Here is a 15431-nt window from a genome sequence, read left to right on the forward strand (position 1 = left end):
CCGGAAACCGGGCGGCCGCCGGCCGTCGCGCACGCTCATCGCACCCGCAGTTCACCACTGCCGCTGACGATGCCGGAGCCGGACAACCGGACCTGGCCACCGTCGACATCCACCCGGACGCGGCTCGGCCGTCCGAGGGCGCGACCCTGCTCCAGATACACCGGCCGCCCGGCGGGCACCCTGGCCCACTCGACGAGAGCGGCGGCGAGCGGGCCCGCCGCCGTGCCGGTGGCCGGATCCTCGACGATGCCCACGGTCGGGTTGAAGAACCGCGCGTACGCGGCGACATCATCGCCGGTACCCCCGGAGAGGGTGTAGAGGTAGCAGCCCTCCGCCGCCGCCCCGGCCAGGATCGCGGCGAGGGCGCGCGAATCGGGCTCGGCCCGGTCCACCGCCTCCCGGTCGACCAGCGGCACGTGCATGTGCGAGACGCCCGTCGCTATCGCCTGTGCCGGGCCGGCCAGGTCGGCGACGGACAGCCCGAGCGCCGTAGCGAGCGGCGGATCGGCCTCGACGAGTCCACCGAACCGAAGGCCGCCCTGGTCCATGACGACGCGGACCGGCCCACCCGGCGCGCGGACCACCTCGACGGCCAGCAGTTCGCCACCGATCTGTTGGGTCAACCGGCTCGACGGCCCGGTACCGGCGAGCCCCTGCCCGTCGAGCCAGAGCCAGGCACCGAGAGCGTTGTGTCCGGCCCCGCCCACCTCGACGCCGCGAGGCGTGAACGAGCGCAGCCGCCAGGCCGCGGCCGGATCGGACGGTCGGCAGAGGAACGTCGTCTCCGACTGGTTGAACTCCCGGGCGATCGCACGCATCTGCTCTTCGGTGAGCTCGTCGGCGTCGGGTACCACGGTGAGGGGGTTGCCCGTCAGCGGCCGCTCGGCGAACACGTCGACGAAGAAGAACCTGATGCTACTCACACTGCTCCTTGAGGCTGGGAGCGGGCACGGCCGGGGTGCCCGCGACGCACGGGTCCGCCGAATGTAACCCAGACGCTGTCAGCTCTGGGCGTTGAGATAGGCCAACACGGTGAGTACCCCGGCGGTGTCCACTGTCGGTGGGGGCGAGGCCGAGCTTGCTGAAGATGTTGCCGATGTGCTTGTGGACGGCGTTGTCGGTGATGACCAGCCGGGAGGCGATGGTGGCGTTGCCGTGCCCCTCGGCCATGAGCGCGAGGATTTCGCGTTCGCGGCGGGTGAGCGCGGCCAACGGGTCACTGCGGTGAGTCAGCAGCCGCACGACCACCTCCGGATCGAGGGCGGTACCGCCGGACGCGACGCGATTCAGCGCGTCGACGAACTCGTCCACCCGCCTGACCCGATCCTTCAGCAGGTACCCGATCCCGCTGGGCTTTTCGAGCAGCGCGGTGGCGTACACCACGTCGACGTACCGGGAAAGCACCAGCACCGGCAGGTCGGGGTGGTCGCGGCGAGATGGTCCACGAGGTCTTCGGCTGGGACGCGGCACCAGCGCATGAGGTCCCCGATCGGGACGGTGCCGCTCATCAGCGCACGTCCGGCAGCCACTGCAGTGTGAGAGCAGTGGTGGCGAAGCGTGTCTGGACCACCGAACGTTCATCGGCGAAAGGCAGCGCGATGACGCCGTCCGCGGCCGCCGCTACCGGACCATCGGGGACCGCGGTGATCAGGACAGAGCGCGGCGTGGCCGCGGCTCAAGACGTTCGCGACCTCTGATGTCATGCCTGAGCGGGAGATTGCCACGATGACGTCGTAACGGCGTGCGTGCGGCATCTCGGCCGCCGCGAACGCGTCGGTCCGGCCGTGCCCGGCAGTCTCCCGCAGACTCGCCGCCGCTTGTGCCATGTACAGCGACGTACCGCAGCCGACGATGAACACGTCCTGGCCAGGTGCCGGCAGTAGGTCCGCGACCTCCTGCAAGAGCCGCCGGGCGCGGCGCCAGAGTTCGGGCTGGGTTGCGATCTCATCTGCCGTGGTGCTCATCGCAAGACACTGGGACGGTGCTTCGTGCGCTGTCAAGCGTTTCTTCTAGGCATTCACGCAGATTCGAGCAAACCCGCGCAGTATTTGTGCAACATGAGCGTGTCGCGATGCTCATGCGGTGGCCGACTTCGCCAGCCCCTGCCCCACGACACCCGACCCGAGACAGTGGACACCTCGCGTACCCCGGCTGGCCGGAGGCGGGATTGTTCGCGGCCGGTGTCGCCATGACTGAGCCCCCGCGCGGACCTCGCCGTCCTTGAGACGCTGGCCGCCGCCGACGTCGACACCACCGCCGTGCGCATCGCCGACGACGTCCCGACCGGCATCAGCGTGGCGCTGGCCCGCCCCGGCAGCCGAGGCTGCGAGAGGGTCTACGACAGCTCGTCGCGCGCCCACGCGGCCGGCGCGACCGTGTCGCTGGATACCGGATGAGACCCTGAGGAGCAGTGGACTCCCGTCGCCACCGTTGTAGGCATTGTTGACGTGCTGCTGCCGAACACGCAGGAGGCAGTTCGGCTGGCCGCCGCAGTGCGGCGGCCGACCGGTTCTCCGGCACCGCGGAGGCGGCCGGTGACGACTGCCGATGAGCAGCCCGTGGCGGCGGCGAGAATTCTCGCCGATCACGGCCCTTTGGTCGTCGTGAAGAACGGGGCGGACGGCGCCGTCGCGGTGCACGACGGGACGGTGGTCCGGAGCGCCGCGTACAGCGTTCAAACCGTGGACGCGACAGGCGCCGGTGATTCCTTCGACGGGGGGTTCCTCGCCGGCTGGCTCGGCGGGGCAGATCTTGCATTCTCGCTCGCGCTCGGATGTGCCTGCGGCGCTCTGTCCACGCGCCGTGCTGGGTGGCACCGCCGCACAGCCGACGCGGGACGAGGCTGAAGCGTTCATGGCGACGATGTCATGATCCCCAATGTCATCTCTCGCGTCGCTCAGGCGCCACCTCGAGCCGCCGTGCCCGACACTCTTTGGACACCCGAGCGGCGGGTTGATCATAAAGTTCGTGTTCAGCGCGACTCGGAGGTGGCGACCGTGACGGTGACTCCGGCAGCGGAGATGGCGGCCAGCGCGGCCGGGTCGGCGCTGGCGTCGGTGACGAACTCATCGATGTCTTGCAGCGCACAGATGCGGGCGAGGTGGACGCGGCCGACCTTGGAGCCGTCTGCGACGACGATGACGCGCTGCGCCTGGCGGATCATCGTGGCGTTCGTGTTCGCCTCGATGTCGTCGTGCGTCGTCAGGCCGGCACGTGCGGAGATCCCGTCCACCCCCACGATCGCCACCTCGATGTTGAGCCCGCCGAGGGTGCGGTCGGCGATCGGACCGACCAGTTCGTAGGACTGCGTACGTGAGACGCCACCGGTCATGACGAGCTTCAGCCGAGGACGTAGCGCCAATTCGGCCGCGATGTTGAGCGCGTTGGTGACGACCGCCAGATCGAAGCGGTCGGCGAGCAGGCGCGCCACCGCGTGGGTGGTGGTGCCGCCGGTCAGTCCCACCGTGAGCGGCCCGTGCGGCAGTCGGGAGACGGCCGTGGGCGCGATCGCCAGCTTCTCTTCCCGGTGCTGACCGACGCGGTAGCGGACCGGCAGCTCGTAGCTGACCGCGGCCGCGATGGCACCGCCGTGCGTGCGGTTCAGGAGCTTCTGGTCCTCCAGCGTCTGCAGGTCGCGGCGGATGGTCGCGACCGAGACGGCGAACTCCTTCGCCAGCGCCCGAGCATCGACGGAGCCGTCGCTCGAGATGCGGTCCAGGATCGTCGACACCCGGTCGGCGCGACGCAACGTGCTAGGAGCCATGCGAACTCCCTGCCAGTCATGAACACAAACGCGCAATCAAGATAGTTCATTTACGCGCGTTTGAGCAAGAAAGGCTTGCCAGGCCGCTCGTGCAGGCAGAAAATCCACAGATGGCTATATCACACCTTCCTCGGCGCACCCGGCGCCCGCACCGACCCCGATGAGGCGGCCGCCTACGTCGAGGCCACCGGCGTTGACGCCCTCGCCGTCGCTGTCGGCTCCAGCCATGCCATGACCGACCGCACCGCCATCCTCGACCACCAGCTCATCACCGCACTGCACCACGCCGTCAGCGTGCCGCTGGTGCTGCCCGGCTCCTCCGGCTGGCATCCAGCCCGCGGGGCCTCTGATCGCTGACAACCCTGCTGATGGCCGCGAACGTCGTCGCGACCGCTCCGTTGATCGCGTTCTTCCTCGCGGCGCAAGGGCACGACAGACAAGCGGAACCTCAAGGCGTGTGAATGCCCGACCCGGATTAGAGCTAAGAGGAGAACGTCATGAAAAGACGGATCAGATACCTCCTCCCGTGCGTGGTGGCTACGGCGCTTTTGTTGACCATGAGCGCAGCGCCAACGTCGGCCGCGAAGTCGCACGTGAAGGATCCGACAGTCGCCCTGAAGGCGAAGATCAACGAGCTCTATGCGAGTGGACCCGGCTTGGTGGGCCGCACCCATAAGATGCAGGCGTTCATCATGGAGCTCGCACTGCACGCGAAGACGCGAAACCCCAACTTCAAAATCATTCCCCAGGATGCGGCCGCTCTGGCCTTCGTTGACGGCGACGTGAACAAGGGAGTGCTGCCGGATCTCATCTCTCTCGTCGATGGCTGGGGAAAGGAGGGGCTGCTCCTCAGCGGGAACGGAGTGACTCCGACCTCGGAGCAGGCGGCATACATCGCGCTGGCCCAGCAAGGCCTGATGGTCACCGAGACCTCGACCGTCAACTCGGTCGCCCAGCTTCAGGACTACTACCGCCGAGCCGAAAACTGGGGCATCATCCCCTACCCGCGCATCGGCGGGACACTGGCTCAGCAGCTGTTCCCGGGCAAGCGCTGGGCGCCGAACGGTGACTACTTCTGGGTCGAGGACCCGGCGACGATCGGTCTCGGCGGCAGGATTGACGGCACCAGGAACGTCCGCAACCTGACCGACGCCCGGAATTATCTGTACAACATCAACGGCCGGCCCTTCGACGCCTGGAGCACGTGGGACGACGAAGAGGCCGCCGCTCTCGCGGAGGGCGAGCCCGACAGGACGAGGATCACCGACTCCTACGGAAACGGTCTGCTGGTTCCGTCCCCAGGTGGTCCCTACCGGCCGGCGGGAGACGCCGCCGTTGTGCAGAGCGCGATAGCTCAGTACGGCGACGAGTGGGACTGGTGGTGGCGGGCCGCGGGTCTCGACGAGAACGCCGGCCGGGAGACATGGCTCAACGCGCTGCGAAACTCCGACTACGACGTGATCTACATCGACTCCTTCTACAACCACCGGGCGCTGCCCGCGAACCAGACGCCGCTGACGCGCGCCGAGATCGAAAGCCTCAAGCACAAGCCGGACGGCGGCAGGCGGCAGGTCATCGCGTACCTGAGCGTCGGCTCGGCGGAGCAGAACCGTTGGTACTGCCAGGACGACTGGGTCTGGATCGACCCCACCAACCCGAACACCGAACGGAGCATGAAGTCCGGCAAGATCGTCAACAGCGTCTATTCGCCGCCCGAGAACGCCCCGGCGTGGCTGGCCCTGGGCTACGGCGGCAACTACGCCGAAGAGGCCGTGGTGCAGTGGTGGAACCCCGAGTGGCGCGACATCATCATCAACGGCGGCAGCCCGTACGCGAACATCGCCACCGGTGACAACACGTCCTCCATCGACCGGATCATCAGCCAGGGATTCGACGGCGCGTACCTGGACAACGTCGGCGTCTACAACCGGACGAGCGGCGGCGGCGGGTGGAACGCGTTCGAGGCGTACTGGCTTGCTCACGGCGGCATTCCTGGTGAGGATCACCCGTACATTCCCGTGGGCACGGTCAACCCCGGCAACCGGCAGGCCCACCTCGACTTCGCGATCGTGTCGGCGAACGGGAAGGGGTATTCGGTCTACCTCAAGAAGGCCGATGCGCAGGGGCCGTTCACCCCTTACGGCAACGTCAACTACGACGCCAAGGGCGTGCACATCAAGGGCCTGACCAACGGCACGCAGTACCTCGCCTACGTGCAACGCAACGCCGGCGGAAAGATTTCGAGAACCGAGACCGTGAGCTTCACGGCCGGTTCCCACTGACGTGAGCGCCGCGGACTGAAAGGGATCCACAATGCAAAAGAAAATGACGCGGGCACTCTCTCTCCTGCTGACTCCGGCGCTACTGCTGACCATGACCGCGTTTTCTCATGGGGGAGTCCCCCGTGAAGGTTCCTCGGCGCCGCTGGTGCCGCAGGGCCTGAACTACACGGAGAACCCGGTCGACGTACCGAACCCGGACAGAGGGTTCTACAGGGCCAACGACGGCATGGTGGTGCCGGTCACCGGCCAAGGCTCCGGAACCGTCAATGTCGGGAACAGCCCGGTGACCGTCGGCGGCGCCGTCGTCAACACCCGCATCAGCCACATCTACTTCGATCTGAGGAACTACTCGAGCAATACCTTCACGTCGCGGGGCACCAGATATACCGCGAGCTATCGTGCGCCTGCGAATGTGTCGATCCAATCACGGCCCGGTGACTCGCCGCCGTACGCCTACGCGACTCATTTCGACTACTGGCGGGCAAACGTCTTGCCCACGTGGCCGCGCGGCACGTCCCAACCCTTGACAGCGGATGCCCTCGCCTACATCAGGGCCAAGCTTCAGGAAGTCAGGAACGGCAACGGGGTAGCCATGGTCCGCTTCAACTACGACGGCCAGGGCTACAGCTGGGTCTCCGTTGAGCATCCGCAGGACGGCTACATGGACCGGTCCGTCGCGGACATCGAGCCGGACAAAGCGACCGTGCTCCAGCACATCGCGCAGCTCAAGCCCATCCTGCACGAGTTCGAAGACGTCATCATGGGTGTGGACGGAGGCTTCTTCGGCCCATGGGGCGAAGAGCACTCGACGACCTTCGGCACGAGTCCGCAGGCGTACGCCTGGCTCCTGAACGCGTTGCTGGACGCCGTCCCCGACTCGCGCTCGATCACCGTCCAGGGTGGCGCGTTCCTGTCGTGGTACAACGCGAAATACCACACCCACTACACCTTCGAAAACATCGACAAGATACCGCCGCCGAAGGCGGGTACCCCAGAGGCGCGGTTCGGCTTCTTCAACGACAGCTATGCGTATGGCGAGGACGAAGGGGACAACTATCCCGACGATTGGGGTTCGCTGTCCGAAGGGGCCGGATGGCCGGGTAGCCCGCTGGGCGACGCGGACTCCTATGACCGCGGCCGGCTGATGACCTGGATCAGGAAGCAGAACAACCTCTACGGCGGCGAGGCGCAAGGCGATGCGACCCGTTGGAACACCTATCCGTTCGTCGCCTGGGAAGCCGCGTATGCACAGACCGTTTACCTGAACGCGGACTACGAGGACTCCGTTCACGACAGATGGGGAGACTTCACGTACACGAAAGAGAACGTCATGCAGAAGATGACGAACGCGTACGAGGAGCCGTACCGGACGGAGTACGCGACCTTCGACCCCGTGTACGACGGCAGAACCGGAGCGGAGTACTGGCGCGACAGACTGGGCTACCGGTTGGTGCTGCGTGACGCGAACGCGAGCGGGTGGGTCAAGCAGAACGGCACCCTCGAGTTCGACGGAAGCATCCAGAACGTCGGCTTCGGGAACATCGTCAACAAGAAGAACGTGTCGGTCGTCCTGCGGTCCAAGGCGGATGGCAAGTCCTACACGGCGCTGACCAAGCTCGACGCGAGAAACTGGCGGCCCGACCTGGACAGCAGGGCGAGCAACACCGCCGCGTACCGCGATCTGAGCTTCGCGATCGACATGCACAAGTTCGGCAAGGTGCCCGTTGGCGACTACGACATCTACCTGAAGATCAACGATCCCAAAGAGACCACCCCCAACAAGCGCAGCATTCAGTTCGCGAACAACGGCGAGGGCATCTGGGACGCCGACCTCGGCGCGAACCTGATCGGTTCGACAACGGTCAACGCCGCCAACGACATCCCCATCACGCGCATCAAACCCGGTAACGGCCAGGTGGGCCTTGACTTCGCGATCGCGTCGGCGAACGGGAAGGGGTATTCGGTCTACCTCAAGAAGGCGGCTGCGCCAGGGCCGTTCACCCTCTATCGCAACGTCAACTACAACTCGAAGGGCGTGCACATCAAGGGCCTGACCAACGGCACGCAGTACTTCGCCTATGTGCAACGCAACGCCGGCGGAGAGATTTCGAGAACCGAGACCGTGAGCTTCACGCCGGGTCACCGGTGACGTGAGCGCCGCCCTGCGAAGGGCGACGAGGTAGTCGAGGTCGGCCGGTCGTTCCGGCCGGCCTTGGCCCTCCCAGGTGACCTCTTGGCCCGTCTCTGTGATCAACAGAGAGGGCGGCGTGGCTTTGGGTAGTGACGTTGTTTTTGCGGCTTTCCGATATGTCTTTCAGGCAGGCGTGTGCGGCGTCGGCCCGCAGGGTAGCCCCGCAGGGGCTTGGCCTTGACGGCGTCGTCGTGCTCGCCAGCGCGACCGCTGCCGGCGAGCGCCTCGGCGAACCGCCGGGCGAGCCGGGTGGTCCGCTCGACCAGGTCGGCGACGCCATCGCGCCCGAGCGACCGCAACGTGGCGTAGACCGGCACTCCGCGGGCGCGCCGGGAGAACTCCGGGCCCCAGTCCAGCGGGTCGCAGGCTCCGGTCCCCTGCTCCAGGTAGGCGGCCTGAACACTCATCGCGGCACGGTGCGCCGCAGCGTTGCGGCAGATCGCGATGCCGCAGGCTTTCCGAGAGCACTGACCGCCTGTCCTATGCGGACTCCCGTAACTGGAGTCACGTGCCATCTCATCGCCGCTTCCGCACCGGGCGATACAAACGACCGTCGGATCAAGGGTGTCGCAGGTTCGGCGTCTCGGCGGCGGCGGTGGCCGGGGTTTGGTCGACGATGGCCGATAGCCGTTCGCTGAGCGGTACGTTCTCTGGTGCGCACTCCACAGGGTGGCGGCCGCGCCCGAACGCGTCGATGTGTCCCCACCGTCCTGGGATGTCGAGGAGCTCGATCTGGCCGATGGTTTCGGGGAGGAACGGGTCGACGACGAGGTGATCGCCCGAGGGTTCGAGGCCGAGCATGGTGCGCATGAATAGCAGCGGTGCCCCGGCCGACCAGGCTTGGGGGATGCAGGCTGTGGGGTATTCGACGGGGAATTTGGTCAGGTTGCGGTCGTAGCCGGCGAATGCTTCGGGTAACCGGCCGCCGAAGAAGCTGGCTGCCTCGAACATGCCTTCTGCGAGGACGGCGGCTTCGTGGCGGAAGCCGTAACGGCGCATTCCCCAGGCGATGATGGAGTTGTCGAACGGCCAGACCGTGCCGACGTGGTAGCCGATGGGGTTGTAGCGCTCGTCGCGCAGGGACAGGGTCCGCACCCCCCAGCCGGAGTAGAGCTGTGGATCCATCAGATGGCGCACCACCTCGCCGGCCCGGCAGTCGTCGACGATGCCGCTCCACAGTAGGTGTCCGATGTTGGAGGACAGTGCGTCGACTTTGGTGCCGTCAGCGTCGAGGGCCAGCGCGTAGTAGCCCTCGCTCTCGATCCAGAAGTCGCGGTTGAACCGCTCCTTCAGCTCGCCGGCTTGCCGCTCCAGCAGGTCAGCGTAGAGGGCATCGTTCCAGAACAGGCGGGCCAGCCGTGCGCCGCGCATCTTCGCGTCGTAGGCGTAGCCCTGTAGCTCACAGGTGGCCCTGGGGAAGCCGGGCAGGTGGCCGTCGCGGTAGGAGATGGAGTCCCAGGAGTCTTTCCAGCACTGGTTTTCCAGGCCGCTGCTCTCGTTGCGGCGGCGGTAGGCGAGGTAGCCCAGGCCCATCAGGTCGGCGTACTGGTCGATCCAGTTCAAGGCGGCACGAGCCTCGAACTCGAAGTCGCGGACGAGCTGGGCGTCGCCGGTCCACCGCTCGTACTCGTCGAGCAGCACGACGAACAGTGGGGTCGCGTCGGCAGAGCCATAGTATGGCGACTGTGGCCGCTCCTCGAAGGCCGCCATCTCACCCATCCTCAGCTCGTGGATGATCCGGCCGGGGTCCTCCTCGCGGAAATCGTCGGTCCGGGTGCCCTGGCGCAGGCCCAGCTCGTGCAGGGTCGACACGGCCAGCTGCGGCAGGAACGGCAGTGCCTGCAGGCTGGTGAATATGCTGTCGCGACCGAAGATGGCCATGAACCAGGGCAGCCCCGCGGCGGGAAGGCTGCCCCCATCCAACGCGGCCGAGGGGAACCGCAGCGCGGCCAGGTCGATCAGGCTACGGCGGTAGGTCGTGGTCAACGGCGCGTACTCGCACCGCACGTGGGGCGCCTCGTGAAACCAGCTGTCCAGGCTCTCGTAGGACTCGGGTCCACTGCCACCACCGTAGATGTCGGGCAAGGTGGCCAGCGAGACCTTCCCCTCTGACAGGACCACCAGCGGCTCCACTCGTAGCTCCGTGGACCAGTCTTGCCGGGGTTCCAGGCGGACGGTGAACGTCAGCCCGTGCTCATCGAGTTCAGCGGGCATGCTCGCGGAGATTGCCGTCTCCCGACGGAAAGCCTCGCGGCGGTACCCGAACACCAGCGTGTCTTCCGCCACACACTGATAGTGCGAGCCCTTCTTCGGCAAGAGATCCTTGATCTCGAACGAGTCGGCGAAGTCTGCCGCGGCGTCCACCCGGATGCTCAGGTCGACGGACCTCGCTCCGTGATTGAAGATAGTGATCTTTTCCCGGAACCCGTTGGCGACCGCGCGCTGCCTGATCACCGACAGCTTCGCGTCGACGTATACCGTTCCGGTACCCGGAACCAGGAAGAAGCGGGTCTCGAAGTAGCGCAGGTCGTCGGTGGACAGTGCGGTGAGCCGCTCACCGTTGATGCTCAGAATCCACTTGGACAGAAACCGGGTGTCGATCGCGAAAAGCCCCACCGGATGCGGCCCGGCCGCGTCGATGTCACCACCGGTGTCACTGACAACGAATGTCGTGCCATTCAACACGTTGACCAGAGGAGGCTTCATGGCTGCCGTCGACCTGCCGCCGCCACGAGTCTGCGGTGCGCGGTCCCGGGCCGGGCGGGGAACAGCCGCACGAGCTGGATCAGCAGACGGGAGTCGCCGCGCACGGTGACCTGGCCGCGGGCGATCGCCGCGGTCGCGTTCATCTCACCGCTCGCGATCTGGTCGAAGCTCGCGTGGTCGGCGCGCAGCACCGCGTCCACAGAGGTGTTCTCGCGCGAGGCGGAGATATCTCCCGCGTTGATCGTGATGAACCAGCTCTCGACGACGGAGTCGCGGGTCAGGTCGATTCGCACGGTACCGGTGGCCTTCTCCAGTAGCCTGTCGTGACCCAACCGGTTGATCTCGTCGAAGAATTCCCTACCCGGGCTCGTCATGATGCTCCATCGTCACGTGCGGTACGGTCAGCCGAGACCGGCGACGGCGTGCTCATGTCAGCTGTCCCTTCTCCTGCGATCGCCGGGCCGCCGATCACGACACGGCCGGATGCCGCTTGCTTTCGAGCTGCTCCAGGGCGGTCAGGATGCCGTCCGCCCCGGGGTTGACGTCGCCGGCGGACAGGTAGTTCCAGGCCACCACACTCTCGTGGTCGAGCACGAACAGCGCCCGCATAGCGGTACCCGCGTCCACGTCGTAGACCCCGTACTCGCGGCAGACCTGCCCCTTCGGCTCGAAATCGGACAGCAACGGGTAGCGGATGCCCCGACTGTCGGCGAACGCCCGGTGGCACCACACGCCATCGACCGATATCCCCAGCACGGTCGCTCCGAACCGGGAAAATTCCGGCTCGACCGCCTGGTACAGCGCCATCTGCTCCGAGCAGGTCGGGCTGAAGTCGGCCGGATAGAAGGCCAGCACCACCGGGGCGCCCCGCAACGCGGTCAGGTCCACGGACCCGTCCGGGCCGCACGGCAGACGGAATGCGGGCGGGGCCTGGCCCGGCGCTGGCATCTCCGCCTGCTCCGACGTGCCGATCCCGGTCACGGTGCGGTCCGGCACCTTGACCGGCACCGGCATGCTGGTACGGGCGCGCTGCTCGGCCTCAGGCCGGTCCGGGCGTTCGATCACCCCCGCATCGTCCCGTCGGCCAGGATGAGGGGTCATCACCCCGCCGGAATGACATCCCGCCCGGGCAGCACCGCCATCGTCCACGACACCTGTGCGGCACCAAGGGACCACAACCGACGATCTCAACCGTCGGCAGCACCGTTTGACAGCGCCCGGCGTCGAGATTGTCGGGGAGCCATGGACGATCACCCCGTAGGAGACACTCGGCCCGTTCACCTGCATGATCGGGTTAAGGGCTTCGTCCTTACCGGCCTACCCCACTCGCGAGCCTGCCCGTAGCGTTTCAGCGTGGCAGCCGAGACGCCCAAGATGCCGGGACCGCAATGGTTCGCCGATCCCCAGAATCCCGCGCAATGGCGCTGGTGGGACGGCACACAATGGACCGACCACTACGCGCCCCGCGAGACCCCGCCCGGCACCCAAGCCCGCGCACACGTGCCCCGCATCCACGAGACGCCGACGCCGACCGTGGTCCTCGTCGTGTTTCGCCAGCTCGGCCAGAGCGACGCCCTCGCCCGCTTCAGCCGTGAACATGCCTACGCCTACACCTGGAGCCTCAATGATCCGCCTCAGATCGGCCAATGGATCATCGTGCCGACCTACGACGGCCACAAGCACGCGATCATCGGCGCGATAGGCGCTCCTGCCGACGCCCAGGGTCACACGCTGAAAGCCGTGGCGTCGCTGGTGTCGCAAGCCGAACTAGACAAGGTGGCCGCTGAGAAGGGAGAGCCACTGGATGCCTATGAATGGGTCAACGTCACAAGCGTAGGTGACTGCCAAGAGGTGCTAGACAGAAAACTGCCCTACGCCGTACAGGTCGAGCTCTTCCCGTGGGAGCGTGGCAACTCCGTCACGGCACGAGTGGACGGGCAGCGCGTAGGCGAGCTACCTGCCAGCGTGGCCACTCGGCTTCATCCGGTCCTACACGCGCGACGCAAGGCAGGGATGCCGCCCGTCATGGTGCGGGGCGAAGCGCGGCGGGGCGATTACGTCCCCGTCTACCTGGCTGTGAACATCCCGCACCGCGACAAGTTCGCGGGTTGGATCGCTTCCGTCACACCGGAAGGGTTCACGCGTCCGAGACCGAAAGAGGAAGACGTCAACCTTCACGCTCTCAACAAGTACGACGAAGAATTAGCGGCACTGTTCGAGAAGTACGGCGCGAGGACCCGCGGCATCGAGGCTCGGATCGAGTGGACGACCACCCCGAGCGGGAAGTACGCCGGGCAACCAATGGGCATCGTCTCTCTCGACGGAATTACATTCGCAGAGCTGCACGCGTCACACCCCGACAAGTGGCAGGCGATCTACGACGACCACCAGACGGAAACGCCGGGCCGGTTGCTGGTGAAGTTCTGGGAGCACGAAGGCAGACACGGTGCGTTCGCCGTTTACAAGCCGCCCCAACCATCGGAGAACCAACGATCAGCCGCGGGCTAACTCACCTCCGTACTGTTGCAACGCAGGCTGCGGCGCAAACAGCTACTCACCTGGTACTGACGGGGTCACACGCGCCGACAGTTTTCGGTCGCCGTCACGACCCGCTGAAGCGGTCTGCGGCGGCGAGCGGGTGTGGTTGGCCGGTCATCGCGGCAAGCGCTGCCACGACGGCGTGCAGGTCGGCCTTGATGTACGTGGTGGTGGCTGGGCCGGTGGAGTCGGTGTGGCCGGCGTAGGCGCGGGCAATGCCGTAGCCGAAATGCCGCTCAACCCACGTCAGCGTCGTATGACGCAGCCAATGGGTGGAGACGCCCTGGGCGGCCACCCACGGCACCTGCCCACCGACGCGTTTCCAGAGATGGTCGTAGCGGCGACTCGTGATCGGCTGCCCGTTGCGGTAGCGCAGCAGCCGATCGGTGGGCAAGACCGCGCCTCGGGTGCGGGCGTGTTCGTCGAGGTGGGCGGCGAGGTCGAGGGTGATCGGCTGCCAGCGCAGCGTGGCCCCTTTTCCGTCAGCCGCACGAGTCCGCGGGTGGGGTCGAGATCGGCCAGCCTCAGCCCGAGTGCGCCGCCGCGCCGGCACGCGGTCTCGGTGTGCAGGCGCAGCAGGAGCGCGTCGAGGACCACATCATTGCCGCTGGTTCGGGCGGCCAGGTTGATCTCGGCAAGCTCGTCCGGAGCCAGAGCACGGCGGGTGCTCGGAAGTCGGCGGGGCTTGACGACCCGGTTGGCGGGGCTGGCGGCGGCATCAATGAGCCCATCGGCGATCGCCCGGTTGTAGCGGGCGCGCGCGGCGGCGACGACATGCTCGCCGGCGTGACGGCCGCTACGGCTGTTGCTGCGCGACCGGGTAGTCGCGGCGATCTGCCGCTGCATGGCCTCGATGTCGCTGGCCGCGATGGCGTCCAAAGTCCGCTCGCCCCATGCCGCGGCCATCCGGTTCCAGTAGGTGCCATACGTCCGGCGAGCACCGGACCCCGCCGCCGCAATAACGCGAGGTAGATACTCAGCCAGCGTCGGCGGTCATGAACCCGGTCCGGCCTGCAGATCAGCGAGACTGACACCGAGGTGCGCCAGCAGCTGCCGGGCCGTGGCGACCCGATCGGGATCAGCCGGCATGACGGCTTCCGACGATCTCAGCGTGTAGGTCTGCCAGCAGCCGTGTGACGGTACTGGCCAGGTGGATCACCAGCAGGTCGTGGGCGACCAGGGCGACCAGCAGCAGCGGCCGACCGGTGGCTATGGCGCACATCTGCCGCGCGTAGTCCCGGCTCTCACTCCACACCTCGCCGAAGGCGTTGACCCGCCCGGCCAGCACATGCACGTGCTGGGCCGCCGTGGCGCACCGCCACCCACGGGTGCGGTCAGCTTCGCAGGTAGGTCAGGACGGCGAGTACCCGGCGGTGGCCGTCGGCCTCGGGGAGGTCGAGTTTGGTGAAGATGTTGCCGATGTGTTTGGCTACTGCGGCGTCGCTGATTCCGAGCGTTCGGGCGATGGACGGGTTGTTGTGGCCTTCGGCCATCTGCCCGAGCACCTGCCGTTCCCGTGTGGTCAACCGGTCGAGTGGGTTGGTCGTGCGTCGGCGGTTTAGCAACTGCCGTACCACGTCGGGGTCGATGACGGTCTCGCCAGCCGCGACCCGCGACACCGCGTCGGAGAAGTCGGCGATCTCGCCGATGCGGTCCTTGAGTAAGTAGCCAACTCCGGCCCGACCGGACGGGCCGAGCAGTTCAGCGGCGTACGCGGTGGCCGCGTACTGCGACAGCACGAGGACCGCCGCGCTCGGGTCGCTGGCGCGGAGTGTCACCGCCGCGCGCAGCCCTTCGTCGCTGAAACTGGGCGGCATGCGGACATCGGTGATGACCAGGTCGGGTCGGTGCTCCCGGGCGGCCGCCATCATCGAGTCACCGTCGCCGACCGCCGCCACCACGGTGTGGCCCAGTCCTTCGAGCAGGCTGACGAGGCCGGCCCGCATGAGCG

15 protein-coding genes and 2 pseudogenes are annotated in these 15431 nt (G+C 67.0%); 6 read left to right on the forward strand and 11 right to left on the reverse strand.

Features of this window, described 5'->3' with window-relative positions:
* Positions 1 to 35: 35 nt before the first annotated feature.
* From Raf01_RS20730 to Raf01_RS20740, 3 genes are all read right to left on the reverse strand, one after another.
* On the reverse strand, positions 36 to 923 hold the full coding sequence (locus Raf01_RS20730) for a PhzF family phenazine biosynthesis protein (RefSeq protein WP_203919610.1): 888 nt from the start codon (positions 921 to 923) through the stop codon (positions 36 to 38).
* Entirely contained in the window at positions 916 to 1410 is a 495-nt protein-coding gene (locus Raf01_RS20735; RefSeq protein WP_373319543.1) for a LuxR C-terminal-related transcriptional regulator, read from the reverse strand. The genes Raf01_RS20730 and Raf01_RS20735 overlap by 8 nt, the downstream gene beginning before the upstream one ends.
* 167 nt (positions 1411 to 1577) lie before the next feature.
* The gene (locus Raf01_RS20740; protein WP_203919611.1) at positions 1578 to 1964 is read right to left on the reverse strand and encodes a phosphoheptose isomerase family protein; all 387 of its coding nucleotides are present in this window, start codon (positions 1962 to 1964) and stop codon (positions 1578 to 1580) included.
* Between the two features lie 294 nt (positions 1965 to 2258).
* Between Raf01_RS20740 and Raf01_RS20745 the strand changes: the two genes are divergently transcribed.
* Positions 2259 to 2396: a hypothetical protein gene (locus Raf01_RS20745; RefSeq protein ID WP_203919612.1), complete on the forward strand. Its 138-nt coding sequence runs from the start codon at positions 2259 to 2261 to the stop codon at positions 2394 to 2396.
* A gap of 36 nt (positions 2397 to 2432) precedes the next feature.
* Positions 2433 to 2846 (forward strand): annotated as a pseudogene (locus Raf01_RS20750) (carbohydrate kinase family protein); the annotation flags it as partial.
* Positions 2847 to 2971: 125 nt separating this feature from the next.
* Here the strand turns inward: Raf01_RS20750 and Raf01_RS20755 are convergent.
* Entirely contained in the window at positions 2972 to 3763 is a 792-nt protein-coding gene (locus Raf01_RS20755) for a DeoR/GlpR family DNA-binding transcription regulator (protein WP_203919614.1), read from the reverse strand.
* A 75-nt stretch (positions 3764 to 3838) separates the two neighbouring features.
* Here Raf01_RS20755 and Raf01_RS20760 point away from each other — a divergent pair, with 75 nt between their 5' ends.
* The 3 genes from Raf01_RS20760 (at position 3839) to Raf01_RS20770 (ending at position 8194) form a co-directional block, all read left to right on the forward strand.
* Entirely contained in the window at positions 3839 to 4120 is a 282-nt protein-coding gene (locus Raf01_RS20760; protein WP_239133771.1) for a class II fructose-bisphosphate aldolase, read from the forward strand.
* 236 nt (positions 4121 to 4356) lie between these two features.
* A complete protein-coding gene (locus Raf01_RS20765) occupies positions 4357 to 6045 on the forward strand; it encodes a putative glycoside hydrolase (RefSeq protein ID WP_203919615.1) in 1689 nt (562 codons plus the stop codon).
* Positions 6046 to 6088: 43 nt separating this feature from the next.
* Positions 6089 to 8194: a DUF4832 domain-containing protein gene (locus Raf01_RS20770; protein WP_203919616.1), complete on the forward strand. Its 2106-nt coding sequence runs from the start codon at positions 6089 to 6091 to the stop codon at positions 8192 to 8194.
* Positions 8195 to 8295: 101 nt separating this feature from the next.
* Here the strand turns inward: Raf01_RS20770 and Raf01_RS20775 are convergent, their stop codons facing one another.
* The 4 genes and pseudogenes from Raf01_RS20775 to Raf01_RS20790 all read right to left on the reverse strand — a co-directional run bounded on the left by Raf01_RS20775 (position 8296) and on the right by Raf01_RS20790 (position 12007).
* Complete coding sequence (locus Raf01_RS20775; RefSeq protein WP_203919617.1) at positions 8296 to 8751, reverse strand: pyridoxal-dependent decarboxylase; 456 nt, start codon at positions 8749 to 8751, stop codon at positions 8296 to 8298.
* A 157-nt stretch (positions 8752 to 8908) separates the two neighbouring features.
* Positions 8909 to 10942, reverse strand: a pseudogene (locus tag Raf01_RS20780) (amylo-alpha-1,6-glucosidase); the annotation flags it as partial.
* On the reverse strand, positions 10939 to 11316 hold the full coding sequence (locus Raf01_RS20785) for an SCP2 sterol-binding domain-containing protein (protein ID WP_203919619.1): 378 nt from the start codon (positions 11314 to 11316) through the stop codon (positions 10939 to 10941). The gene Raf01_RS20785 and the pseudogene Raf01_RS20780, both read right to left, overlap by 4 nt.
* 94 nt (positions 11317 to 11410) lie before the next feature.
* The gene (locus Raf01_RS20790) at positions 11411 to 12007 is read right to left on the reverse strand and encodes a redoxin domain-containing protein (protein WP_239133772.1); all 597 of its coding nucleotides are present in this window, start codon (positions 12005 to 12007) and stop codon (positions 11411 to 11413) included.
* A gap of 288 nt (positions 12008 to 12295) precedes the next feature.
* Here Raf01_RS20790 and Raf01_RS20795 point away from each other — a divergent pair, with 288 nt between their 5' ends.
* Positions 12296 to 13450 (forward strand): DUF2510 domain-containing protein, encoded by a 1155-nt coding sequence (locus Raf01_RS20795; RefSeq protein ID WP_203919620.1) that lies wholly within the window; start codon positions 12296 to 12298, stop codon positions 13448 to 13450.
* A 94-nt stretch (positions 13451 to 13544) separates the two neighbouring features.
* Here the strand turns inward: Raf01_RS20795 and Raf01_RS49685 are convergent, their stop codons facing one another.
* The 3 genes from Raf01_RS49685 to Raf01_RS20810 all read right to left on the reverse strand — a co-directional run bounded on the left by Raf01_RS49685 (position 13545) and on the right by Raf01_RS20810 (position 15426).
* On the reverse strand, positions 13545 to 13874 hold the full coding sequence (locus tag Raf01_RS49685; protein WP_239133773.1) for a site-specific integrase: 330 nt from the start codon (positions 13872 to 13874) through the stop codon (positions 13545 to 13547).
* 684 nt (positions 13875 to 14558) lie between these two features.
* Complete coding sequence (locus Raf01_RS20805) at positions 14559 to 14774, reverse strand: hypothetical protein (RefSeq protein WP_203919621.1); 216 nt, start codon at positions 14772 to 14774, stop codon at positions 14559 to 14561.
* A gap of 40 nt (positions 14775 to 14814) precedes the next feature.
* Positions 14815 to 15426 (reverse strand): LuxR C-terminal-related transcriptional regulator, encoded by a 612-nt coding sequence (locus Raf01_RS20810; protein WP_239133790.1) that lies wholly within the window; start codon positions 15424 to 15426, stop codon positions 14815 to 14817.
* Positions 15427 to 15431: the final 5 nt, after the last annotated feature.

This window comes from Rugosimonospora africana (assembly GCF_016862975.1).
Classification (GTDB): Bacteria; Actinomycetota; Actinomycetes; order Mycobacteriales; family Micromonosporaceae; genus Rugosimonospora; species Rugosimonospora africana.